At 70.8% G+C, this 24,695-nt stretch carries 19 protein-coding genes; 14 read left to right on the top strand and 5 right to left on the bottom strand.

Annotated features, from left to right (window positions below; translation table 11 throughout):
- The first annotated feature begins 35 nt into the window (after positions 1-35).
- From QSK22_RS30600 to QSK22_RS30565, 8 genes are all read left to right on the top strand, one after another.
- Positions 36-713, top strand: a complete 678-nt coding sequence (locus tag QSK22_RS30600; RefSeq protein ID WP_502872389.1) for an HAD family hydrolase — start codon at positions 36-38, stop codon at positions 711-713.
- Between the two features lie 176 nt (positions 714-889).
- Positions 890-1,309 (top strand): hypothetical protein, encoded by a 420-nt coding sequence (locus QSK22_RS30595; protein WP_285497941.1) that lies wholly within the window; start codon positions 890-892, stop codon positions 1,307-1,309.
- 544 nt (positions 1,310-1,853) lie between these two features.
- The gene (locus tag QSK22_RS30590) at positions 1,854-2,849 is read left to right on the top strand and encodes an ABC transporter permease (protein WP_285497940.1); all 996 of its coding nucleotides are present in this window, start codon (positions 1,854-1,856) and stop codon (positions 2,847-2,849) included.
- Between the two features lie 38 nt (positions 2,850-2,887).
- On the top strand, positions 2,888-4,636 hold the full coding sequence (locus QSK22_RS30585; RefSeq protein WP_285497939.1) for an ABC transporter substrate-binding protein: 1,749 nt from the start codon (positions 2,888-2,890) through the stop codon (positions 4,634-4,636).
- Between the two features lie 92 nt (positions 4,637-4,728).
- The gene (locus tag QSK22_RS30580) at positions 4,729-5,739 is read left to right on the top strand and encodes an ABC transporter permease (RefSeq protein ID WP_285497938.1); all 1,011 of its coding nucleotides are present in this window, start codon (positions 4,729-4,731) and stop codon (positions 5,737-5,739) included.
- Entirely contained in the window at positions 5,739-6,920 is a 1,182-nt protein-coding gene (locus QSK22_RS30575; RefSeq protein ID WP_285497937.1) for an ABC transporter ATP-binding protein, read from the top strand. The genes QSK22_RS30580 and QSK22_RS30575 overlap by 1 nt, the downstream gene beginning before the upstream one ends.
- Before the next feature lie 20 nt (positions 6,921-6,940).
- The gene (locus tag QSK22_RS30570) at positions 6,941-8,053 is read left to right on the top strand and encodes an ABC transporter ATP-binding protein (protein ID WP_285497936.1); all 1,113 of its coding nucleotides are present in this window, start codon (positions 6,941-6,943) and stop codon (positions 8,051-8,053) included.
- A gap of 142 nt (positions 8,054-8,195) precedes the next feature.
- On the top strand, positions 8,196-9,161 hold the full coding sequence (locus QSK22_RS30565) for an ABC transporter permease (RefSeq protein ID WP_285497934.1): 966 nt from the start codon (positions 8,196-8,198) through the stop codon (positions 9,159-9,161).
- A 97-nt stretch (positions 9,162-9,258) separates the two neighbouring features.
- On the opposite strand, the gene QSK22_RS30560 is transcribed toward QSK22_RS30565, so the two are convergent.
- The 5 genes from QSK22_RS30560 to QSK22_RS30540 all read right to left on the bottom strand — a co-directional run bounded on the left by QSK22_RS30560 (position 9,259) and on the right by QSK22_RS30540 (position 16,011).
- Positions 9,259-11,709: an ABC transporter permease gene (locus QSK22_RS30560; RefSeq protein WP_285497933.1), complete on the bottom strand. Its 2,451-nt coding sequence runs from the start codon at positions 11,707-11,709 to the stop codon at positions 9,259-9,261.
- A 47-nt stretch (positions 11,710-11,756) separates the two neighbouring features.
- Positions 11,757-12,551 carry an ABC transporter ATP-binding protein gene (locus tag QSK22_RS30555; RefSeq protein ID WP_285497932.1) on the bottom strand — a complete coding sequence of 265 codons (795 nt, stop codon included), beginning with the start codon at positions 12,549-12,551 and terminating at the stop codon, positions 11,757-11,759.
- Between the two features lie 385 nt (positions 12,552-12,936).
- Complete coding sequence (locus QSK22_RS30550; protein WP_285497931.1) at positions 12,937-13,617, bottom strand: response regulator; 681 nt, start codon at positions 13,615-13,617, stop codon at positions 12,937-12,939.
- 184 nt (positions 13,618-13,801) lie between these two features.
- On the bottom strand, positions 13,802-15,022 hold the full coding sequence (locus QSK22_RS30545; protein ID WP_285497930.1) for a sensor histidine kinase: 1,221 nt from the start codon (positions 15,020-15,022) through the stop codon (positions 13,802-13,804).
- Positions 15,023-15,165: 143 nt separating this feature from the next.
- A complete protein-coding gene (locus QSK22_RS30540) occupies positions 15,166-16,011 on the bottom strand; it encodes a RecB family exonuclease (RefSeq protein ID WP_502872390.1) in 846 nt (281 codons plus the stop codon).
- A 254-nt stretch (positions 16,012-16,265) separates the two neighbouring features.
- Here QSK22_RS30540 and QSK22_RS30535 point away from each other — a divergent pair, with 254 nt between their 5' ends.
- The 6 genes from QSK22_RS30535 to QSK22_RS30510 all read left to right on the top strand — a co-directional run bounded on the left by QSK22_RS30535 (position 16,266) and on the right by QSK22_RS30510 (position 24,086).
- Positions 16,266-17,456 (top strand): site-2 protease family protein, encoded by a 1,191-nt coding sequence (locus QSK22_RS30535; protein ID WP_285497927.1) that lies wholly within the window; start codon positions 16,266-16,268, stop codon positions 17,454-17,456.
- Between the two features lie 75 nt (positions 17,457-17,531).
- A complete protein-coding gene (locus tag QSK22_RS30530) occupies positions 17,532-18,482 on the top strand; it encodes a tRNA (adenine-N1)-methyltransferase (protein WP_285497926.1) in 951 nt (316 codons plus the stop codon).
- A 343-nt stretch (positions 18,483-18,825) separates the two neighbouring features.
- Complete coding sequence (arc, locus tag QSK22_RS30525; RefSeq protein ID WP_285497925.1) at positions 18,826-20,589, top strand: proteasome ATPase; 1,764 nt, start codon at positions 18,826-18,828, stop codon at positions 20,587-20,589.
- 272 nt (positions 20,590-20,861) lie between these two features.
- Positions 20,862-22,142 carry an acyltransferase family protein gene (locus tag QSK22_RS30520; RefSeq protein WP_285497924.1) on the top strand — a complete coding sequence of 427 codons (1,281 nt, stop codon included), beginning with the start codon at positions 20,862-20,864 and terminating at the stop codon, positions 22,140-22,142.
- Positions 22,139-23,656 (top strand): depupylase/deamidase Dop, encoded by a 1,518-nt coding sequence (gene dop / locus QSK22_RS30515; protein WP_285497923.1) that lies wholly within the window; start codon positions 22,139-22,141, stop codon positions 23,654-23,656. The genes QSK22_RS30520 and dop overlap by 4 nt, the downstream gene beginning before the upstream one ends.
- A gap of 220 nt (positions 23,657-23,876) precedes the next feature.
- On the top strand, positions 23,877-24,086 hold the full coding sequence (locus QSK22_RS30510) for a ubiquitin-like protein Pup (RefSeq protein WP_285497922.1): 210 nt from the start codon (positions 23,877-23,879) through the stop codon (positions 24,084-24,086).
- The last annotated feature ends 609 nt before the right edge of the window (positions 24,087-24,695 follow it).

Raw genomic sequence — 24,695 nt, 5'->3', positions numbered from 1 at the left:
GGCGATCGCGTACCGTCCGTGGGGAGACGACCACGATGGACACGAGGAGGCGCGTGAGTACCGGCGAGCTGCCGCAGGCCGTGCTGTTCGACATGGACGGGCTGCTGATCGACTCCGAGCGGCTGTGGCTGGAGGTCGAGGAGGAGGTCGTCGCCTGGCTGGGCGGCACGTGGAGCACCGAGGACCAGCAGCGGATGCTGGGCGGCTCGCTGGACAAGGCCGTCCGGTACATGCTGGAGCTGACCGGCGCGGACGTGCCGCCCGCCGAGGTGGCCCGGCGGATGCTGGACGGCATGGCCGAGCGGCTCGGCGCATGCGTGCCGCTGCTGCCGGGCGCCAAGCGGCTGCTGGCCGAGGTCCGCGCCGCGGGGGTGCCGGCCGCGCTGGTGTCCTCCAGCCACCGGCGGCTCCTGGAGCCGGTGCTGGACGCGGTCGGCCGCGAACACTTCGCGGTGACGGTCGCCGGTGACGAGGTGGCGCGCACCAAGCCCGACCCCGAGCCGTACCTGACCGCCACGGCCCGGCTGGGCGTCCAGCCGCGCCGCTGCGTGGCGCTGGAGGACTCGCCCAACGGCCTGGCCGCCGCCGAGGCCGCCGGGTGCGTGACGGTCGCGGTGCCCAGCCTGCTGCCGGTGCCGTCCGCGCCGGGCCGCACCGTCGTCGCCTCCCTGACCGAGGTCGATCTGCCGCGCCTGGCCGCCCTGGTCGCCTGACCCCGGCCGGTACCCGAGGGGCGGGAGGCGCCGCGGGGGTCCCGCTCGTTACCCAGGGGGAGCCTCACGCCGGGGGAGGAGCGCCGGGGCGCACAACCCTTCGCGGGGAGGAGCGACGTCCGCGCCGGACGTGTGACGATGGGGAGAGCACGGCAGCACGCACTGAGGGGGCCGGCATGAGCGACACCGTCATCTACGCGATCAGCCTGGGCGTCACCGCGCTCGGGCTGCTGATCAGCTGGGGCCTCTACCGCCGCCGCGGCGCCGCCTCGGGGCTGCGCGGCGCGGCCTGGTCGCTGGTGCCGCTGGCGGCCGCCATGACCGGCGTGACCGGGTTCCTGGCCGACCTGGCGTTCAGCCCCGCCAAGTGGGCGGGGGTGGCCGTGGCCGGGCTGGCGGTGCTGCTGTACCTGACGTCGGGGGCGATGCTGAGCCGCCGGGCCGGCGGGGGCGGCCGCGCCGTGGAGCGCGGCGGAGGGTCCGCGGGGGCGGCGGCCGCGCCGAAGGGCCGGGCCGTGGAGAAGGCACGGCCCGCCGAGGTGGACCCGGAGATGGCGGAGATCGAGCAGATCCTCCGCAACCGCGGCATCCAGTAGCACGGCGGCGAGCAGCGTGATCGAGGAGCGCCGCTCCCCGCACGCCCCGTGACGGCGGGCGGCGGGGGAGGAGAGCCGGGCGCGCCGACGGCGGCCGGGACGCGACGTCCCGGCCGTTTCCCATTGGTCGCGGCCCGTCGGTCGCGGCCCATCGGTCATGGCCCGTCGGTCACGGCAGAGCCCGCCTTCCCGCAAGCCGCTCCCGTCGCACGCCCCTGACCTGCGCCGAATCCATATCGAATCGGCTTCGGAACGATAAAGCCTGCGGGGTCGACCGGCTCCGGCGGCTCGGTCAGCCCGGAACCAAGCGTACGATCTGGGCGGTTTGTCGCTTCCATTGTGCGGATCGCATGTGCCCCAGATGACGACGAGATCACAAGTCAGAAACGGGTACTGGCAGACAGCGGGTCCGCGGATGGACAGTCGTGGCCGAAGGACTAGTTTTCCCTCAGCAAAACGGCGTAACGGGCAAGCGGCGCGGTGATCCCGTGCCCGCGGCGCGTGCGTCTGCGGCGACGTGGCCGAACGGTAGGAGGTACGCAGCGTGACCGCACCGATCGAGGTGTCCGGGGCCGACACGGCCCAGCCGGACGCCGTCCTCGAGGGGGTCGGGCGCAAAGCCATCCAGGGCCGCTCCCTCGGGCAGATCGCCTGGCTGCGGCTACGGCGCGACAAGGTCGCCATGACCGGCGGCGTGGTGATCATCCTGCTGGTGCTCGTGGCGGTCTTCGCGCCGCTGCTGGTCAAACTGTTCGGACACCCCCCGAACGAGTACCACCAGGAGCTCATCGACCCGACGCTGGGCGCCCCCATGAAGCCGCTCGGCGGCATGAGCGGCGACTTCCTGCTCGGCCTGGAGCCCACCACCGGCCGCGACCTGTTCAGCCGCATCGTCTACGGCTCCCGGGTGTCGCTGCTGGTCGGCTTCCTGGCCACCGTGGTGGCCGCCGTCATCGGCACCGCCCTCGGCGTCATCGCCGGATACTTCGGCGGCTGGATCGACGCGGTGATCGCGCGGCTGATGGACGTGTTCCTGGCCTTCCCGCTGCTGCTGTTCTCCATCGCCATCGTCGGCGTGATGCCCGACTCGATGCTGGGCCTGAGCGGCAACGGGCTGCGGATCGCGATGCTGGTGTTCATCATCGGCTTCTTCAGCTGGCCCTACATCGGCCGGATCGTGCGCGGGCAGACGCTGTCGCTGCGCGAACGCGAGTTCGTGGACGCCGCCCGCTCCATGGGCGCCCGCGCCCCGTACATCATCGTCCGCGAGATCCTGCCGAACCTGGTCGCGCCGATCCTGGTGTACGCCACCCTGATGATCCCCACGAACATCCTGTTCGAGGCGGCGCTGTCGTTCCTGGGCGTCGGCATCGAGCCGCCCACGCCGTCGTGGGGCGGCATGCTGACCACCGCGGTCAGCACCTACCAGATCGCGCCCTACTACGTGGTCATCCCCGGTGTCGCGATCTTCGTCACCGTCATGGCCTTCAACGTGTTCGGCGACGGACTGCGCGACGCACTCGACCCCCGGACCCGCTGACCCCCGCGGGGACGACCGTCATAGTTGAAAGGGAACTCATGAGAAGGCCCAAGGTCCTTGCGGCCGCGGCCGCCGGCGCACTGGCAGTCAGCCTGGTGTCGGCGTGCGGAGGCGGCGACGACGAAAGCGGCAGCGCCAGCACCCAGGTCAGCAATGCCGCCGTCGGCAAGATCCACAACCCGTCGGACCGGCGCGGCGGCGTGCTGAAGATGGCCACCAGCTCCGACATCGACTCGATCGACCCGGGCGACATGTACTACGCGTGGGCGAACAACTTCGCCCGGCTGTACTCGCGGATGCTGCTGACCTACCCGGCCAAGCCCGGCGCCGAGGGCTGGCAGCCGGTCCCGGACCTCGCCGAGGGCCTCGGCCAGGTCAGCCCGGACGGCAAGAGCTGGACCTACAAGCTGAAGAAGGGCCTGAAGTACGAGGACGGCACGGAGATCACGGCGAAGGACATCCGCTACGCCGTGGCCCGCACCTTCGACCGCGGCGTGCTGCGCAACGGCCCGAGCTACTTCTCCGCCCTCCTGGACGCCGACGGTTACAAGGGCCCCTACAAGGACAAGAACCTCGACCACTTCAAGGGCGTCACCACCCCCGACGACTACACCGTCGTCTTCCACCTCAAGAAGCCGTTCGCCGAGTTCAACGAGCTGGTCACCTTCAGCGGCCAGACCACGCCGGTGCCGCAGAGCAAGGACAAGGGCGAGCGGTACGGCCTGCACCCGGTGTCGTCCGGCCCCTACAAGTGGGAGAAGGACTACGAGCCCGGCAAGGGCGGCACGCTGGTCCGCAACGACCAGTGGGACCAGTCCACCGACCCCAACCGCAAGCAGCTGCCCGACCAGATCCAGCTGATCGCCGGCATGAACGCCGACGAGCTGGACAACCAGCTGATGGCCGGGCAGATCCACGTGGACCTGCCGGGCACCGGCGTGCAGGACAACGCCCGCAAGGCGATCCTCACCGACCCCAAGAAGCGGGAGAACGCCGACAACCCGCCCGGCGGCTTCAGCTGGTACAACCCGATCAACACCAAGCTGATCCCGCTGGAGTGCCGCAAGGCGATGGTGTGGGCCGCCAACCGCGACGCGATGTGGCGCGCCTACGGCGGTGACGTCGGCGGCGAGCTGTCCACCTCGATCATGCCGCCGAACGTCGAGGGCCGCCAGAAGGGCACCGACTACTACACCAAGGCCGAGAAGGGCTACACCGGCGACGTCGAGCAGGCCAAGCAGGCGCTGCAGCGGTGCGGCAAGCCCAACGGCTTCGAGACCAAGATGGTCTACCGCAGCGACCGGCCGAAGGAGAAGGCGGTCGCCGAGGCGCTGCAGCAGTCCCTGGGCCGCGTCGGCATCAAGCTGAACCTGCAGGGCTACCCGGCCAACACCTACACCAACGACCAGTTCGGCTCGCCGTCCTTCGTCGAGAAGGAGGGCATCGGCCTCGGCACCTACGGCTGGCACGCCGACTGGCCGACCGGCTACGGCTTCCTGCAGGCGATCACCGACAAGGACGCGATCGTCGAGTCCGGCAACGCCAACGCGGGCCTGTTCGACAACGCCCAGGTCAACAAGATCTGGGACGACGTGATGGGCATCGCCGACCGCAACCAGCGCGCCCAGCTGTACAACCAGGTGGACGACATCTTCCGCAAGGAGGCCGGTGTCATCCCCAACGTGTACGCCAAGTCCCTGCTGTACCGGCCGGAGACGCTGACCAACGTCTTCTTCCACGAGGGCTACGGCATGTACAACTACTCCACGCTCGGCCTGAGCGGCTGAGGCCCCGACACCACTCGCTGAACGAAAGCAGGTGAAGGCGTCGGGCGGCCGCCCGGGTCACGAGCCCGGGCGGCCGCCCACCGCCGCAGACCGTGATCGCATACATCGTTCGCCGGCTCGTGGGCGCGGTCGCGCTGATGGTGGTCATCAGCGCGGTCACCTTCTCCATCTTCTTCCTGCTGCCCCGGTTGGCCGGCACCAGCACCGACGAACTGGCCTCCCGTTTCGCCGGCAAGTCGCCGACGCCGGAGACGGTGCAGGCCATCAAGGAACGGCTCGGGTTCGACGACCCCATCCCGGTGCAGTACGGCCGGTTCCTCAAGGGCGTGGTGGTCGGCGACACCTACGACACCGGCACCGAGAAGATCGACTGCCCGGCGCCGTGCTTCGGCTACTCCTTCCGCACCAGCACCAACGTCACCGACCAGATCGTCGACCGGTTCCCGGTGACGCTCTCGCTGGTGGTGGGGGCGGCGACGCTGTGGCTGGCGATCGGCGTGTCCATCGGCGTGCTGTCGGCGCTGCGCAAGGGCTCGATCTTCGACCGGGCCGCGATGCTGGTGGCGCTGGCCGGAGTGTCGCTGCCGATCTTCTTCACCGGTCTGCTGTCGCTGACGTTCATCGTGCACGAGTGGGGCCTGCTGCCGCCGGTCAGCTACCACTCCTTCCTGGACAACCCGTTCGCCTGGGCGGGTAATCTCATACTCCCGTGGGTGACGCTGGCGTTCCTGTACGCGGCGATGTACGCGCGGATGACGCGGGCGGGCATGCTGGACACCCTGAACGAGGACTACATCCGCACCGCGCGGGCCAAGGGGCTGCCGGAGAAGACGGTCATCACCAAGCACGCGCTGCGCGGCACGCTGACGCCGCTGCTGACGCTGTTCGGCCTGGACATCGGGCTGCTGCTGGGCGGCGCGGTGCTCACCGAACGCACGTTCGGGCTGCACGGCCTGGGCGAGCTGGCGCTGGCCGGCGTGGTCGGCAGCGACCTTCCGGTGGTGCTCGGCGTGGTGTCGGTCGCGGCGCTGTTCATCGTCCTGGCGAACCTGGTCGTCGACCTGCTGTACGGGATCGTCGACCCGAGGGTGAGGCACAGCTGATGGCGAAGGGCAAGGACAAGGCCGACAAGGCCGGCGAGGTCGAGATCGTCACGGGCGCGGTCCGCAAGGTCGACGGCACGAAGGGCGGCAAGAGCGCCGGCGAGAAGGCCGGCGAGGGCATCGGCCTGGTGAAGACGGCCGCCGACACCGCCGGGTCGCCGTCGACGGCGTTCCTGGAAGTGCGCGACCTGCGCATCCACTTCCCGACCGACGACGGCCTGGTCAAGTCGGTGGACGGGCTGTCGTTCCGGCTCGAACGCGGCAAGACCCTCGGCATCGTGGGCGAGTCCGGCTCCGGCAAGAGCGTCACCAGCCTGGGCATCCTCGGCCTGCACAACCGGCGTAACGCCCGCGTGTCGGGGGAGATCTGGCTGAACGGCAAGGAGCTGGTCGGCGCCCCGCCCGACGAGGTGCGTCGGCTCCGCGGCCGGACCATGGCGATGATCTTCCAGGACCCGCTGTCGGCGATGCACCCGTTCTACACGGTGGGCCAGCAGATCATCGAGGCGTACCGGCTGCACAACGACGTGTCCAAGCAGGTCGCCCGCAAGCACGCCATCGACATGCTCGGCCGGGTCGGCATCCCCCGCCCGGACCGGCGGGTGGACGACTACCCGCACCAGTTCTCCGGCGGCATGCGCCAGCGCGCGATGATCGCGATGGCGCTGTCCTGCAACCCCGAACTGCTGATCGCCGACGAGCCCACCACCGCGCTGGACGTGACGGTGCAGGCGCAGATCCTCGACCTCATCCGCGATCTGCAGGAGGAGTTCAACTCCGCGGTCATCATGATCACCCACGACCTGGGGGTGGTGGCCGAGCTGTCCGACGACATCCTGGTGATGTACGCGGGCCGCTGCGTGGAGTACGCCTCCGTCGACGACGCCTTCCACCGGCCGCTGCACCCCTACACGTGGGGCCTGCTCGGGTCGATGCCGCGGCTGGACCGGGCCCGCGCGGAACGGCTCATGCCGATCAAGGGCACCCCGCCGAGCCTGATCAACGTGCCGCAGGGCTGCGCGTTCAACCCGCGCTGCGCCTACGCCGGGCTGACCGACGGCAAGAGCGAGACGGAACGGCCGGAGCTGCGCGAGGTGGAACCGGGCCACAAGGTCGCCTGCCACCTGCCGCTGAGCCGGCGGCGGGAGATCTGGAACACCGAGATCGCGCCGAAACTGTGACGAGCACGGGTGGGACGACTGTGAGCACCAAGACAACCGCGGCCGAGACCGAGACCGCCACCGAGGCCGAGCTCCTGCTGTCGGTGCAGAACCTCGGCAAGCACTTCCCGGTCACCGCCGGGCTGCTGCGGCGGCAGGTCGGCGCCGTCAAGGCCGTGGACGGGGTGTCGTTCTCGGTCCGCAAGGGCGAGACGCTGGGCCTGGTGGGCGAGTCGGGCTGCGGCAAGACCACCACCGGCCGCATGATCATGCGGCTGCTGGAGCCCAGCTTCGGCTCGATCACCTTCGAAGGGCAGGACATCACCCACATGTCCCAGCGGCAGCTGCGGCCGCTGCGCCGGGACATCCAGATGATCTTCCAGGATCCGTACTCGTCGCTGAACCCGCGGCAGACGGTCGGGGCGATCGTCGGGGCGCCGTTCCGGCTGCAGAAGATCGCAACCGAGCAGGGCGTCAAGAAGGCCGTGCAGGAGCTGCTGGAGCTGGTCGGCCTCAACCCCGAGCACTACAACCGCTACCCGCACGAGTTCTCCGGCGGTCAGCGGCAGCGCATCGGCATCGCCCGCACCCTGGCGCTGCGGCCCAAGCTGATCGTGGCCGACGAGCCGGTGTCGGCGCTGGACGTGTCGGTGCAGGCGCAGGTGGTGAACCTGCTGGAGGACCTGCAGGACGAGCTGAACCTCACCTACATCGTCATCGCGCACGACCTGTCGGTGGTGCGGCACATCTCCGACCGGGTCGCCGTCATGTACCTCGGCAAGATCGTGGAGCTGGCGGACCGCGACGACCTGTACGAGCGGCCGATGCACCCCTACACCAACGCGCTGCTGTCGGCGGTGCCGATCCCCGACCCGGCGCGGCGGGGCGACCGCGAGCGCATCCGCCTGCAGGGCGACGTGCCCAGCCCGCTGGACCCGCCGCCGGCCTGCCGCTTCCACACCCGCTGCTGGAAGGCGCAGGACATCTGCAAGCAGGTCGAGCCGCCGCTGGTGGAGCTGAGCCCGGGGCACCTGGCCGCCTGCCACTTCCCGGAGAACGCCACGGTCAGCGCCACCGACGAGGTCGCCAAGGCCGCCGTCGCCCACAGCGGCGCGTCCGCCGCCGAGGCCGACCCCGTCCCCGTCGACGAGTAGCCGCAGACCTGACCAGCGCCGAGCAGCGTCGGGCGGCGTCCGCCTCGCGGGCGCCGGTGACCTGACACTCCCGGGCCCCCGTCGGGTAACGGTCTGGCCACTCGACGTGACACGATGCCTCCCGTGCAAAAGATTCGTCCCGGTGACGGATCGGCCGGACGACGCGGGAGGGCAGATGCGGGACGCGGGGGTGCTCGCCGCCACGACCCGGATGCGGGCCGCGTCCGCGCGGCTCGCGGCGCCGCGCGGACCGTGGCGCCTGGCGCTGGCGCGGCTGCGCCGCGACCGGTCGGCGACCGCCGCGCTGGCCGTGTTGGCGCTGCTGGTGGCGTTCGCCGCCGCCGCGCCGCTGCTGGAGCGCTGGACCGGCCACGCCGCCGGCCGCGGCTACCCGGCGACCGGCCTGGACCCCTCGGGGCGGCCGGTGCCACCGTCGGGGGAGTTCTGGCTCGGCGCCGATGCCCTCGGCCGCGACGTGCTGGTCCGCGCCGCCTACGGCGCCCGCGTGTCGCTGCTGGTCGGGGTGGCCGCGACGGCGCTGGCGACGCTGCTGGGCACGGCGGCCGGCACGGCGGCGGGCCTGCTGGGCGGCGCCGCCGACGCGCTGCTGGGCCGGCTCGCCGACATCGTCCTGTCCTTCCCCTACCTGCTGGTCGCGATCGTGGTGGCGACCACGTTCGGCGGCGGCCTGGCCACGACGGTGTGCGTGATCGCCGTGTTCTCCGCGGCGGGGATGGCGCGGGTGGTGCGGGGGCAGGTGCTGGCGATCCGCGAACAGGAGTACGTGCAGGCGGCGCGGGCCCTCGGCGCCGGCCCCCTGTGGATCATGGCGGTGGAGGTGGCGCCGAACCTGGCCGCGCCGGTGACGGCGCTGGCGGCGCTGCAGGTGCCGCAGGCGATCGTGCTGGAGTCCACGCTGACGTTCCTGGGCGCGGGCGCCGACCCGGCCACGCCCAGCTGGGGCGGGATGCTGGCCGAGGCGCAGGACTACTACCAGACGGCGTGGTGGTTCCTGCTGGTGCCGGCCGGGCTGCTGCTGGCCGCCACGATCGCGTTCACCGTGCTGGGCGACGCCGTGCACGCCGCCGTCAGCCCCCGCCGGACATGACGCCGGACATGACGCCGGACATGACGCCGGACATGGGAACGGGCGCCCCGCGCGGCCGCAGCCGCACGGGACGCCCGCTCGAACAGTCGGCGCCGGGTCACTCGGTGGAGATGGCCTTCAGCACGTCCATGCGCCCGGCGCGCCACGCCGGCCACACCGCCGCCACCACCCCGATCACGGCGGCCACCACCAGGTAGACCCCCAGAGTCCCGGCGGGGACGCTCAGCTCGGTCAGCCCCTCGCCCTCGAGGGCCTGCTGCAGCGCGGCGCCGAACACCACGCCGATGGCGATGCCGAGCACCGCCCCGAACACCGCGATCACGATCGACTCCAGCCGGATCATGCGGCGCAGCTGCCGCCGGTCGGTGCCGATGGCCCGCAGCAGCCCGATCTCCCGGGTGCGTTCGATCACCGACAGCGCCAGCGTGTTCACCACCCCGACCGCCGCGATGATCACCGACATGACCAGCAGGATGGTCAGGAACGTCACGAACCCGTCGACCTGCTCGGCGGCCTGCTCCTTCAGCGCGGCACGGTCCTGCACCTTGACGTTCGGGTAGTCGGCCAGGGCGCGCTCCACCGCCTGCTTGACGGCCGCGCCGTCCGCCGCCTCGACGATGACGCCCTGCACCCGCGGCCGGGGCGTGTGCGCCAGGTACGTCTGCTGCGCCACCACCCGCGAACCCAGCAGGTCGTTCTTGGCGTACACGCCGGCGACCCGCAGCCGCTCGGTCTTGCCGTCGGGGAACTGCACCGGCACGACGCTGCCGACCGTCAACTTGCCGCCGTCGGCGGTGTCCTCGTCGACCAGCATTCCGTCGCGGCCCAGCGCCGTCCCACCGGACACCATCTTCAGGTTGGAGCCCCGCGCCAGCGCCGCGACGTCGCCCGCCACGTAGTAGTGCCGCTTGCCGTCGAACTTGGCCTGCCCCAGGGAGTACGCGGTGGCGGCCGTCACACCGGGCGCGGCGGCGACCTTCCCGGCGACCTCGGTGCCCATGCCGCCCGCACCGGTCGGCGACACCACCAGGTCGGCGGCGAACTGCTTGTCGATCTGCGCGTCCACCGACGCCCGCATCGACGATCCCAGCACGTTCACCGCAGTGATCAACGCCAGGCCGATCATGAGGGCGGCGGCGGTGGCGGCGGTGCGCCGCGGGTTGCGCAGCGCGTTCTGCCGCGCCAGCCGCCCCGGCGCGCCCATCAGCCGCGCGAACGGCGCACCCAGCACCCGCACCACCGGAACGCTGATCACCGGGGCGAGCATCGCGACGCCGAGGAACACCAGCAGCGCCCCGATCCCCACCGGGATCGCCGGGTTCCCGCCGCCGGCGGTCAGGCCCAGCGCGATCAGCGCCGCGCCCGCCGCGGTCAGCAGCGACCCCAGCGCCACCCGGACCCGCAGCGACCGCTGCGGCAGCGCCACGTCGTCGCGCATCGCCGCCACCGGCGGCACCTTGGCGGCGCGGCGCGCCGGGAAGTACGCCGACACCACGGTCACCACGATCCCCACCGCGTACGACCAGATCACCGGGGTGGCGGTGAACACCAGGGCGCCGCCGTCCTCGCCCATGATCTGGGCGTTCAGCAGCGCCGCCAGCCCGGCGCCCGCGGCCAGGCCCAGCGTCGACCCGACCGCGCCGACCGCGACGGCCTCACCCACCACCGCGCGGGTGATCTGCGGGCGGGCCGCGCCGATCGCGCGCAGCAGCGCCAGCTCCCGGGTGCGCTGGGCGACCAGCATGGAGAAGGTGTTGAAGATGATGAACGCCCCGACGAAGATCGAGATGAGCGCGAACACCAGCAGGAACGTGCGGAAGAACCCCATGAACGTCGCGACGTCGCTCTTGGCGTCCTCCCGCAGCTGGGTGCCGGTGATCGCCTCGTACCCGGCGGGCAGCACCCGCGCGACCCGGTCCCGCAGCTCGGTCTCGCTCGGCCCGGCCGAGCTCAGCTGGATGTCGCTGAAGTAGCCGGGGCGGCCCAGCAGCCGCTGCGCGGTGGGCGTGTCGAACGCGGTGATGGTGGCGCCCATCATGCCGCCGGCGTCGAACACCCCGACCAGCCGCATCCGCTGCGGCGGCCCCTGCGTGGCGATCTTCACGGTGTCGCCGACGCGCAGCCCGGCCTTGTCGGCGGTGTCGGAGTCCAGCACGACCTCGCCGGAGCCGCGGGGCGCCCGCCCGGAGGTCAGCTCGTAGTCGCCGCCGGGCACCCAGTTGACGCCCAGCTGCGGCGGCCCCTGGCTCTCCGTACCGACGATCTTGCCGTCGCGGCCGACGACGGCGGCGTACCCGGTGACGTTGCCGGCGACGTCCTTGACGCCGTCCACCTTGCGCAGCGTCTCCACCAGCGACGCGGGCACCGGCAGCGCCTGCGTCCCGTCGTCCATCGGGTCGTCGACGGCCTTCTTGGCCCGAACGTCCACCGCGACGTTCTTGCCGATGCTGTCGAACAGGTCGTCGAACTGCTTGTTCATCGTGTCGGTGAAGATCAGCGTGCCCGACACGAACGCCACACCGAGGATCACCGCGACCGCGGTGAGCACCAGGCGGATCTTGTGTGCCGCCAGATTGCGGAGAGTGACCCGGGCCATCATCGGGCGGCCACTCCCGGCAGGTCGAAGCCCTTCATCCGCTCCAGCACCCGCTCGGCGGTCGGCTCGGTCATGGTGTCGACGATCCGCCCGTCCTGCAGGAACAGCACCTGGTCGGCGTAGGCGGCGGCGGACGGGTCATGGGTGACCATCACGATCGTCTGGCCCATCGAGGTCACCGAGTCGCGCAGGAACGACAGCACCTCCGCCCCGGACCGCGAGTCCAGGTTCCCGGTCGGCTCGTCCGCGAAGATGATCTCCGGTCGGGACGCCAGCGCGCGGGCGCACGCCACCCGCTGCTGCTGCCCGCCCGACAGCTGGTTGGGCCGGTGCTTGAGCCGCTGCCGCAGCCCCACGGTGTCGATCACCTTGTCCAGCCACTCCCGGTCGGGGCGGCGCCCGGCGATGTCCATCGGCAAGGTGATGTTCTCCAGCGCGGTCAGCGTCGGCACCAGGTTGAACGCCTGGAAGATGAATCCGACCTTGTCGCGGCGCAGCCGAGTCAGCTGCTTGTCGCGCAGCCGGGTCAGCTCGACGTCACCGATGAAGACCTGCCCGGAGTCCACCGAGTCCAGGCCGGCCATGCAGTGCATCAGGGTGGACTTGCCGGACCCCGACGGACCCATGATCGCGGTGAACCGGCCGCGCGGGATGCCGACGGTCACCGCGTCCAGCGCGATGACCTTGGCGTCACCGGAGCCGTAGACCTTGGCGATCTGCTCTGCACGCGCGGCGAAGTCGCCCGCCCCGGGCGCGTCGAACGCGTCTGCTGTCGATGGGGCGGTGTTCGTCACGTAAACTCCCCTGTCTGCGAAATGGAAGGCGGAACTGGCAGAGACGGCTGAACCGGACATCGAACCGGGCCGTCCCGGCGGCGCCGAGCTCCCCCGTCGACCGCCGCCAAGAAAACCTTAGATGCCGCAAGTGCCCGGAAGATGGCCCTCAGGCATGGAATCGGTGCTCCCTCCCCGGCAGGAGGACCCCACCCCCCGCATCGTCCTCCCGGAGTAGGAGACCTAGGCCACAGGACAGGGGCCCATCAGGGGCCGCACCCGGGCCCACATCAGGGTGCGCCTCAGGGACGCCGTCAGGGACGACCGCGCCGACCTGCAGCGACCCCGCAGCGTCCATGCAACGACCCTGCGGCGCCCCTGTGACGTCAACGGCGCGGCGCCGCGTTCAGTTCTGCCCGGGACGGCTCAACCCCGTCTCATAGGCGTACACCACCGCCTGCACCCGGTCCCGCAGCCCCAGCTTCGCCAGCACGTTCCCCACATGCGTCTTCACCGTGGTCTCACTGACCACCAGCTCCGCGGCGATCTCCGCGTTCGACAGCCCCCGCGCCACATGCGTCAGCACCTCGCGCTCCCGCTCGGTCAGCGTGTCCAGCCCCGGCGGCGGCGCCGACTCCTGCACCGACGGCAGCCGCGTGGCGAACTTGTCCAGCAGCCTCCGCGTCACGCTCGGCGCCACGATCGCATCCCCCGCCGCCACGATCCGGATCGCCTGCACCAGATCCTCCGGCGGCGAATCCTTCAGCAGGAACCCGCTGGCCCCCGCCCGCACCGCCTCGATCACATACTCGTCCAGATCGAACGTCGTCAGGATCAGAACCTTCGGGTCGTGCGAGGCCGCCCCGTCGCGCACGATCCGCCGGGTCGCCTCGATCCCGTTCGTCCCCGGCATGCGGATGTCCATCAGCACCACGTCCGGCAGCAGCGACCGGGTCAGCTCCACCGCCGCGGCGCCGTCCCCCGCCTCGCCCACCACCGCGATGTCGGCCTCCGCCTCCAGGATGAGCCGGAACCCCGTCCGCAGCAGCGGCTGGTCGTCCACCAGCAGCACCCGAACCGCGCTCATGACCTCGCCCCGACCCTGCGTCCCGCGTGCCGGCTCACGCTCATCCACCTGCTCCTCGCCTCGCCGCCCGGCGCCCTCGCCGCCGGGCCCCTGCAACCGTCCCCCGGCCACGGCCACACGGCCGCCCGAGGCCACCCGGAGGGCGACATGGGGGGACGCCGTCCCCGCCACACCGCCGACCAATCTACGCCTTCAACGGAAAACGGGCCCGCACCCCGAAACCGCCCCCCACCCGCGGTCCGATCCGCAGCTCACCACCGAACAACGCCACCCGCTCGTACATCCCCACCAGACCATGACCCGGCTCGTCCCGGTTGTCCGCCATGATCGTCGCAGTGCCGCGCCCGTCGTCCTCGATCTCCACCGTCAGATCCTCATCGGTGTAGTACAACCGCACCCACGCCCGCGCCTGCGGCCCCGCATGCTTGAGCGTATTGGTCAACGCCTCCTGGATCAGCCGGAACGCCGCCACATCCACCCCCGGCGACAGCGTCTGCGCCTCACCCTCGATCCACAGCTGCACCGACAGGCCCGTCTCCCGCACCTTGTCCAGCAGCTCCTCCAGATCACCCAGACCCGGCTGCGGAACCAGCTCCCGGCCCTCCTGCTCACCGTCCCGCTCGGTCCGCAGCACCCCCACGATCCGCCGCATCTCGCTCAACGCGGTCCGCCCCACCTCCTCGATCGTGGTCATCGCCTCCCGCGCACTGCCCGGATCGCGGTCCAGGATCCGCCGCGCCGCACCCGCCTGCACCGTCATCACGCTCACATGGTGCGCCACCACGTCATGCAGCTCCCGCGCGATCCGCGACCGCTCCTCCATCCGCGCCGCCCGCGCATCGTTGCCGCGCACCCGCTCGAGCCGCGCCGCCCGATCCTCCAACTCGGCGTAGTACGCCCGCCGCACCCGCACGGTGCGGCCCAGCACCCACACCCCGACCAGCAGCGCATTGTTCGACAGGTACATCAAGAACCCGAGGTCGAACGGATAGCCGAGCAGCACCCAGTTGAACACCACCAGCGCCAGCAGCCCGCCCAGGCAGCTGCGCGCCAGCGCCCGATGCGCCGCCACGCTGTACACGCCGACCAGGAACGCCACCACATCCGGCACACTCGGCCGGTAATTCCCCAGCCCCAGCCACACCTGCACCCCCGACAGGAAGCACAGCGTCGTCAGCGGATGCGTCCGCCGGAACGTCAACGCCATCGCCGCCGCCCCGACCAGCACCAGCTGCAACGCGTCCGGCCGGGCGAACGCGCCGCTCAGCTCCGGCGGCAGCCGCTCCATGTACAGCTGCGGCAGCCCCGCCGCCAGCAGGACGACCGCCAGCAGCGCGTCCGCCGCCCGCGGACGCGCCTGCAGCCAGGCGCGGCAGCTGCGAACTCCACGGATGCGGGGTGACACGGTTCTCACCCTAGGAGGCCGCACCCGCCGCCGAGCCATCCTGGACGCGGATTCGCCGTCCTCCCCAAGGAGGAACCGCCCGCCTCACCCACCGCACACGGCACATCCCCGCGCCGCACCCGCCCGCCCGGCAGGACCCCGCGTCACAGGTCGCCGTGCTCGCGCAGCGACGACTCCGCATCGGCGGGGGAGGGACGCCCCACCGGCGCCTCCGGCAGCGGCGGGGGAGTGCCGCCGAACTCCGGGCACCGCACCTTGTGGTCGCACCAGTCGCACAGCCGGCTCGGCCGGTGCCGCCACTCACCGGTGTCCATCGCCCGCCGGATCGCCTGCCACAACGCCTCCACCTTGCGCTGCGTCGCCCGCAGATCCGCCTCGTCCGGCGCGTACCGCAGGATCTCACCGTTGCCCAGATACATCAGCTGCAGCAGCCGCGGCACCCGGCCCCGCAGCCGCCACAGCACCAGCGCGTAGAACTTCATCTGGAACAGCGCCCGCGCCTCGAAGTCGGCACGCGGCGCCGTGCCGGTCTTGTAGTCGACGATGCGCACGTCCCCCGACGGCGCCACGTCCACCCGGTCGATGAACCCGCGCAGCCGCAGCCCCGACTCCAGCACCGTCTCCACGAACACCTCGCGCTCGGCCGGCTCCAGCCGCCGCGGATCCTCCAAGGTGAAATACCGCTCGACCATGCGGCGCGCCTGCTCCAGCCAGTCCGCCTCGCTCTCACCGGACGTGCCACCGGACGCGCCGTCGCCGCCGTCCGGCGCTGCACGGAACAACTCCGCCAGCTCCGGCTCCTCGGCCACCAGCCGCTCCCACTGCGGCACCAGCATGTCCACCGCGGCCTGCACCGTACGCGCCTCGGTCGGCAGATCGAACAGCCGCTCCAGCACCGCATGCACCAGCGTCCCCCGCACCTGCGCCGGACTCGGCCGCTCCGGGATCCGATCGATCACCCGGAACCGGTACAGCAGCGGACACGTCATGAAGTCGCCCGCCCGCGACGGCGACAGCGACCCCACCACCGCCACACCGCCGCCCCCCTGTCGGCCCGGCTCCCGATCCGGCGCGCGCCGCGGCGCCGGCGGAACCCCGGAAGACTGCGAGCTGGCTGGGCGGTCGGCCTCGGCGGTCGTCATAGCCCAGCAGCGTAGGGGACGCCCCCGACGAAATCCCGCACCCACCGGCCCCCGGCGGCCTGCCACCCGCCCGACCCCGCCAGGGCCGTAGCATCGATGACGTGGCAGACAGCGCACCCCAGACCGAGGGCGAAACCGGCACCGGCGGCACCACGGGCCCAGGCGGCGGCCCCCGCGACCCCGGCCCCGGCCTCTACATCGGACGCCTGTTCGGCGTCCCCATGTTCGTCTCGCCCAGCTGGTTCATCGTCGCCGTCGTCGTCACCATCATGTTCGAAGGCCAGGTCAACGGCGTCGTCACCCGCCCCGCCAGCTTCGCCGTCGCCTTCACCTACGCCGTGCTCCTCTACGGCTCGGTGTTCGTCCACGAACTCAGCCACGCCGTCACCGCCCTGCGCCTCGGCCTGCCCGTCCGCCACGTCACCCTGCACGTCCTCGGCGGCGAGACCTCCATCGAACGCGAAGCCCCCACCCCCGGCCGCGAATTCCTCATCGCCTTCGCCGGCCCCCTCGTCAACCTCGTCCTCGCCGGACTCGGCATACTGGCGCACCTGCTGCTGCCCCTGCCGCCCGTCGGGCTCCTGCTCACCGACGCCCTCACCTTCGCCAACCTGCTCGTCGGCCTGTTCAACCTGCTGCCCGGCCTGCCCCTGGACGGCGGCCGCCTCGTCCGCGCCGCAGTCTGGAAGGCCACCGGCCGCTCCCGCAGCGGCGCCGTCTTCGCCGGCTGGGTCGGCCGCGCCGTCGCCGTCCTGTGCCTGCTCGCCGGCGCGTTCATCGCCACCTACCGCATCGACGGCACCGGCGCCGCCTTCGGCTGGCTCGGCCTGCTGTGGTCGGCGCTCATCGCCTCCTTCATCTGGGTCGGCGCCGGCCAGGCCATCCGCGCCGAACGCGTCCGCGAACGCATCCCCCACCTCGACGCCCGCCGCCTGGCCCGCCGCGCCGCCCTCGTCACCGCCGAGACCCCCGTCTCCGAAGCCGTGCGCCGCGCCCACCGCGACCACGCCGGCGCCCTCGTCATCGTCGACGGCGACGGCCGCCCCCGCGGCCTGGTCAACGAGCAGGCCGTCCAGGCCACCCCCGAACAGCGCCGCCCCTGGATCTCCATCGGCGACCTGTCCCGCGGCCTGGAACCCGGCCTCACCCTCCCCGCCGACCTCACCGGCGAGGACCTCATCGCCGCGCTGCGCCGCGCCCCCGCCACCGAATACCTGCTCCTGGAGGACGACGGACGCGTCTACGGCGTCCTCGTCACCGCCGACGTCGACCGCGCCTTCGCCGGAATCTGAAGCACCCCCCGCAAACCCCCCGGCCCGCTCACGCAATGGCCTGAGCGGCCCCCGCACACCGATAACCTGACCACCATGAGCGAACCCACGCCCAAGGGCCCGGCCACCGGCCGCGTCCCCCACGGACCCTTCCGCCCCGGCGACCAGGTTCAGCTCACCGACCCCAAAGGCCGCGTCAACACCATCACCCTCCAACCCGGCAAGCACTACCACTCCCACAAAGGCGCCATCGCCCACGACGACATCATCGGCAGCCCCGAAGGCTCCGTCTTCCGCAGCACCGGCGGCACCGAATACCTCGCCTTCCGCCCCCTGCTCGCCGACTACGCCCTGCGCATGCCCCGCGGCGCCGCCGTCGTCTACCCCAAGGACGCCGCCCAGATCGTCGCCATGGCCGACATCTTCCCCGGCGCCCGCGTCGTCGAAGCCGGCGCCGGCTCCGGCGCCCTCACCTGCTTCCTGCTGCGCGCCGTCGGCGAACACGGCCTGGTCTCCTCCTACGAACGCCGCCCCGACTTCGCCGACGTCGCCCGCGCCAACGTCGAACGCTTCTTCGGCGGCCCGCACCCCGCCTGGCGCCTCACCGTCGGCTCCCTCGAGGACGCCCTCACCGAAACCGAGATCGACCGCGTCGTCCTCGACATGCTCGCCCCCTGGGAATGCCTGGACGCCGTCGCCAAAGCCCTCATCCCCGGCGGGCTGGTCTGCGCCTACATCGCCACCACCACCCAGATGTCCCGCGTGGTGGAGGACCTGCGCGCCCACGGCTCCTTCGCCGAGCCCTACGCCTTCGAAACACTGCTGCGGTCCTGGCACATCGACGGCCTCGCCGTCCGCCCCGACCACCGCATGGTCGGACACACCGGATTCCTCGTGACCGCCCGCCGCCTCGCCGAAGGCGTCACACCCCCGCCGCGCCGCCGCCGCCCCGCCAAAGGCGCCCACCCCGCCCCCGACACGCCCGCTGCAGGCGGACCCGCCACCGACGGCACCGCCGAAACCGCCCCCGACACCCCTGAAAGCTAGATCACACCCCGCAAACCCCGAACCGCCACCGCCCCACCGCCCCCACCCCACGGCAACGCCCCACCACCTGCGGGCATGCACGCAACAAACAATTCACACACCGAACCCGACCCCCCGGAACCGCCCCCCACACCCCGAGACCCGGGAATCCCACCCCCGCGCCCGGCGTTTCTCCTGCGTAATCCAGCAGACAACGGCAATCCGAGACCCGGACCACCCGCCCACCCCACACCGCCGCACCGCGGCGGGCACGACACGAGTACCGAAAGGGCAGGTTACGGAAGCCCGCCAGATAGGTAGGGTCTCAGTAGGTCGTCGGCTCTTCGTGAGGAGGTGACGGGGCGTGGCCGCTCGAGACGATGCTGGGGCGCGCAGGGCGCAGCACGACAAGGAGGTCAGGGACCTTCAGACGCAGGTGTCCTTCCTGGAGGAGGAGATCTCCGTGCTGCGCCGCAAGCTCGCGGAATCCCCGCGCCAAGTTCGGGTTCTTGAAGAACGACTCCATGAGGCACAGGCCAACCTGGCCGCCGTGACGGGGCAGAACGAACGACTCGTCGCCACCCTCAAGGAGGCCCGCGAGCAGATCGTGGCGCTCAAGGAGGAGGTCGACAGGCTCGCGCAACCGCCATCCGGGTTCGGCGTCTTCCTCGGCGCCCGCGACGATGGAACGGTCGACATCTTCACCGGCGGACGCAAGCTGCGCGTCAACGTCAGCCCCGCCGTGGAGGTCGACAAACTGCAGCGCGGCCAGGAGGTCATGCTCAACGAGGCCCTCAACGTCGTCGAGGCCCTCGACTTCGAAGACCAGGGCGAGGTCGTCATGCTCAAAGAGCTCTTCGACGACGGCGAACGCGCCCTGGTCATCGCCCACGCGGACGAAGAGCGCGTCGTCAAGCTCGCCGAACCGCTGCGCGGCGTGCCGCTGCGCGCCGGCGACTCCCTCATGCTCGAACCGCGCTCCGGCTACGCCTACGAGAAGATCCACAAGGCCGAGGTCGAGGAACTCGTCCTGGAAGAGGTCCCCGACATCTCCTACGAGGAGATCGGCGGGCTGGCCTCCCAGATCGAGATGATCCGCGACGCCATCGAGCTGCCCTACCTGCACGCCGACCTGTTCCGCGAACACCACCTGCGCCCGCCCAAGGGCGTGCTGCTCTACGGCCCGCCCGGCTGCGGCAAGACCCTCATCGCCAAGGCCGTCGCCAACTCCCTCGCCAAGCAGGTCGCCGAGAAGACCGGCCAGGAGGGCAAGAGCTTCTTCCTCAACATCAAGGGCCCCGAGCTGCTCAACAAATACGTCGGCGAGACCGAACGCCACATCCGCCTGGTCTTCCAGCGGGCCCGCGAGAAGGCCTCCGCCGGCACCCCCGTCATCGTCTTCTTCGACGAGATGGACTCCATCTTCCGCACCCGCGGCTCCGGCGTCTCCTCCGACGTCGAGAACACCATCGTCCCGCAGCTGCTCAGCGAGATCGACGGCGTCGAAGGCCTGGAGAACGTCATCGTCATCGGCGCCTCCAACCGCGAGGACATGATCGACCCGGCGATCCTGCGGCCCGGCCGCCTCGACGTCAAGATCAAGATCGAGCGGCCCGACGCCGAAGCCGCCAAGGACATCTTCTCCAAGTACATCCGCCCCGAACTGCCGCTGCACCCCGACGACCTCGCCGAGCACGGCGGCAGCCCCGAGGCCACGGTCGACGCCATGATCCAGCGCGTCGTCGAGCGCATGTACGCCGAAACCGAGGAGAACCGCTTCCTCGAGGTCACCTACGCCAACGGCGACAAGGAAGTCCTCTACTTCAAGGACTTCAACTCCGGCGCCATGATCCAGAACATCGTCGACCGCGCCAAGAAGATGGCCATCAAGCAGTACCTCGACACCGGCCAGAAGGGACTGCGCGTCAGCCACCTCCTCGCCGCCTGCGTCGACGAGTTCAGCGAGAACGAGGACCTGCCCAACACCACCAACCCCGACGACTGGGCCCGCATCTCCGGCAAGAAGGGCGAGCGGATCGTCTACATCCGCACCCTCGTGTCCGGCAAGCAGGGCGCCGAAGCAGGCCGGTCCATCGACACCGTCGCCAACACCGGCCAGTACCTGTAACACGGCCGGGCACCCGCCCGGCCGCACGGCCACACCGCAACCGACCACGACGACCCGACGCGGCGGCCACCCACACCAGGGTGGCCGCCGCGTCGCATCTCCACCCCCCTCACCGCCGTCCCGCGGCAAGAAAAGGCCACCCGGCCCCGCCACCCGGCCGAACGCGCCCCCGCAGCCGTACTGCCCACCATGACCACCACCGCCACACGCCAGCACACGAAATACGGAGAACCGCACAAACACATCGGGCCCGTCCCTTAAGCTCGACGCCGATGTCTCCCGCCCAGACCCACACCAGCACCCGTCCCGCAGGCCACACCCGCCTCCACGAGGTGGACCTGCTCCGCTTCCTCGCCGCCATGGCCGTGGTCCTTTACCACTACACCGGCGGCAACGGAGGCGCCTTCAAGGACGAAACCGCCCGCGACCTGTTCAGCCCCATCTCGAAGGTCACCCAGTTCGGCTACCTCGGCGTCGAACTGTTCTTCCTCATCAGCGGCTTCGTCATCCTCATGAGCGTCTGGGGGCGCGGCCTCGCCGACTTCACCGTCTCCCGCATCACCCGCCTCTACCCCGCCTACTGGTTCAGCGTCGCCCTCATCGGCGCCATCTACCTCACCACCGGCCTGGGCAAGGGACGCCCCGAAGACCTCGTCCCCAACCTCACCATGTTCCAGCGCGGCATGGGCGTCACCGACGTCAGCGGCGTCTACTGGACCCTCTGGGTCGAGATGCACTTCTACGCCCTCATCGCCCTGCTGGTCGTCGCGGGCACCACCTACCGCAACTGCCTCGCGTTCATGGGGACCTGGACCGTCCTGGCCATCTTCGCCGACGAAACCGGCAACGAAACCCTCAAGAACCTCCTCATCCCCAGCTACGCCCCCTACTTCGTCGCCGGGATGGCCTTCTACCTCATCCACCGCTTCGGCTCCAACATCCTCCTGTGGGGCATCGCCGCCTTCTCCTGGGCCGTCTCCATCCGCCACGCCGTCCCCGCCGCAACCGGCAAGCCCTACCACATCGCCCCCGCCGACGCCTGGCCCGCCGCCCCTGTCATCGTCACCGCCACCTACGCCGTCATGGCCCTCGTCGCCGTCGGCGCCCTCCGCCGCCTCCGCTGGCGCTTCTTCGCCACCCTCGGCGCCCTCACCTATCCCACCTACCTCATCCACTACGAACTCGGGCCCCTCATCGGACACGCCATCTACCCCGACATCCCCCGCTGGCCCGCCACCGCCATCATCGTCGCCGCCGTCCTCGCCGCCGCGTACCTCATCCACCGCTTCGTCGAACGCCCCGCCGCCGCCTGGCTCAAGCCCCGCCTGCGCGACGCCTTCACCCGCCTCCGCCGCATCGACCGCGGCCTCCGCAAAACCGCCCGCACACAGAACACCACCCACAGCACACCCGAAACGCCCGACCAAGCCCGCACCACCGACAAAAAGACCGCCGAAACCACCGCAGACACGCCGTCCGACCCGACACCACGGCGCGATGAGGAGGAGCCCCATGGCCCCACCCCCTCCGCCCCTATAGGCTCGACGATATGAGTGTTCGGCGGGTGATGGGCATCGAGACCGAGTACGGCATCTCCGTACCCGGCCAGCCAGGGGCCAACGCGATGGTGACCTCGTCCCAGGTCGTCAACGCCTACCTCGCGGCATCGGCCGCACGCGCCCGGAGGGCACGCTGGGACTTCGAAGAAGAGAACCCCCTCCGCGACGCCCGCGGATTCGACCTCGCCCGCGAGGTCGCCGACCCCAGCCAGCTCACCGACGAGGATCTCGGCCTCGCCAACGTCATCCTCACCAACGGCGCCCGCCTCTACGTCGACCACGCCCACCCCGAATACTCCGCCCCCGAATGCACCAACCCCCGCGACGCCGTCATCTGGGATAAGGCCGGGGAACGCGTAATGGCCGACGCCGCCCAACGCGCCGCCATGATCCCCGGCACCCACCCCATCCAGCTCTACAAGAACAACACCGACAACAAAGGCGCCTCCTACGGCTGCCACGAGAACTACCTCATGCGAAGGGAGACCCCCTTCGCCGACATCGTCCGCCACCTCACCCCCTTCTTCGTCTCGCGCCAGGTCATCACCGGCGCCGGCCGCGTCGGCATCGGCGTCGACGGCCGCGGCGACGGCTTCCAGATCAGCCAGCGCGCCGACTTCTTCGAAGTCGAGGTCGGCCTGGAGACCACCCTCAAACGCCCCATCATCAACACCCGCGACGAACCCCACGCCGACCCCGAGAAATACCGGCGCCTGCACGTCATCATCGGCGACGCCAACATGAGCGAGGTCTCCACCTACCTCAAACTCGGCACCACCTCCCTCGTCCTCGCCATGATCGAGGACGGCTTCCTCACCGTCGACCTCTCCGTCGACATGCCCGTCGCCGCCCTGCGCGCCGTCTCCCACGACCCGTCCTGCAAGCACCTGCTCACCCTGCGCGACGGCCGCAAGATGACCGCCGTCCAGCTGCAGATGGAATACCTCGAGCAGTCCCGCAAGTACGTCGAGGACCGCTACGGTGCCGACGTCGACGAGATGACCAAGGACGTCCTGGACCGCTGGGAGTCGGTCCTGCACCGCCTCGGCGACGATCCCATGCAGCTGTCCCGCGAGCTCGACTGGGTCGCCAAGCTCGCACTGCTGGAGGGCTACCGCAGCCGCGACGGCCTCGACTGGTCTCATCCGCGGCTGCAGCTGGTCGACCTGCAGTACACCGACATCCGCCCCGACAAGGGCCTCTACAACCGCCTGGTCGCCCGCGGCCGCATCGAACGCGTCGTCTCCGAGGACGAGGTCCAGCACGCCATCGAGCACCCGCCCGAGGACACCCGCGCCTACTTCCGCGGCCGCTGCCTGCGCCAGTACGCCGACTCGGTGGCCGCCGCCTCCTGGGATTCGGTCATCTTCGACGTCCCCGGCCGCGAGTCCCTGCAGCGCGTCCCCACCCTGGAGCCCCTGCGCGGCACCCGCCAGCACGTGGGCGCCCTGCTGGACCGCTGCCGCACCGCCGGCGACCTGGTCGCCACCCTGACCGGCGAGGGCTGACCGAACCCTTTCATCTGGGCTGACAAGCGCCCCCATGTGGTAAAGCGCCACATGGGGGCGCTGCTGGTTTGTGACCGTTATGACCGTTTCGCTGGGCGATGGACGGGCGATAACCCCACCAGGCCCCCGGCCGACCCGGGACGGTGAAACGGCTCGACATGATCCGCTCACCGACCAAGATCGGGGATAGGCTGGAGGCAACCGGCAGAGGAGGAACGGGATGGCCACGAAGGACACCGGCGGTCAGAAGCAGACCACGCGCCGCACCGAAGAGGTCGAGGAGACCCAGGCGACGACCACCGAGGAACTGCAGGAGCGAAAGGAAAAGCTCGACGACGACGTCGATGCAATTCTGGACGAAATCGACGAAGTCCTCGAAGAGAATGCGGAGGAATTCGTCCGCAGCTACATCCAGAAGGGCGGACAATAGTCCAAAACGGACACAAGAAATGCCAAGGATGAACACCATTTTTTGGTCGCTAATTGCAAAGTGCTGACATGGGACAGGGGTGGGTCAGGGTCGGGCCCATGTCGACCAAGAAATGTCGGGACTGCGGACAGGAGAAGCCTGTCCCGGAGTTCTGAAAGCGCCGGGCTTCCCCTGATGGGCTCGTCTTGTACTGCAAAGAGCGCTTCGGGCTGCGCAACGCCAATTCCTACCGGGACGCGCAGGACGATTTGGGAGGCGGACTAGGACCTGTTTCGAAGTGTGGTGAGTGGCGGCATGTCGCACGCCGGACGCAGTGAGGCATCGCGGCCGCGATCTGCGAACCGGCCGATCAGGCCGGCCACCGGCGCCGGCTCGGCATCCGCGGCGGCCGACCACCCGGGTTCGACGAGCTCGCCGTCCGCTACCAGGTCACCGTCCACATCGCCGCCATCAACGAACGGCTCTGGCCAATTTCGAAACATGCCCTAGGTGTGCTGTTCGGGGACGTTGGTGACAGGCGACACGCCGTGGGTGGTTGTTGAACGACAGGAGGGCCTTCTGGTTTCGGTGTGGATTGCGACGACATCTGCACCGACGTCCAGGAGGCCC

Origin of the sequence: Actinomadura sp. NBRC 104425, assembly GCF_030269545.1 — a bacterium.
In the GTDB taxonomy this organism is placed as follows: Bacteria; Actinomycetota; Actinomycetes; order Streptosporangiales; family Streptosporangiaceae; genus Spirillospora; species Spirillospora keratinilytica.
Note: the sequence above shows the minus strand (reverse complement) of the source record. Positions and strands in the feature narration are given on the sequence as shown.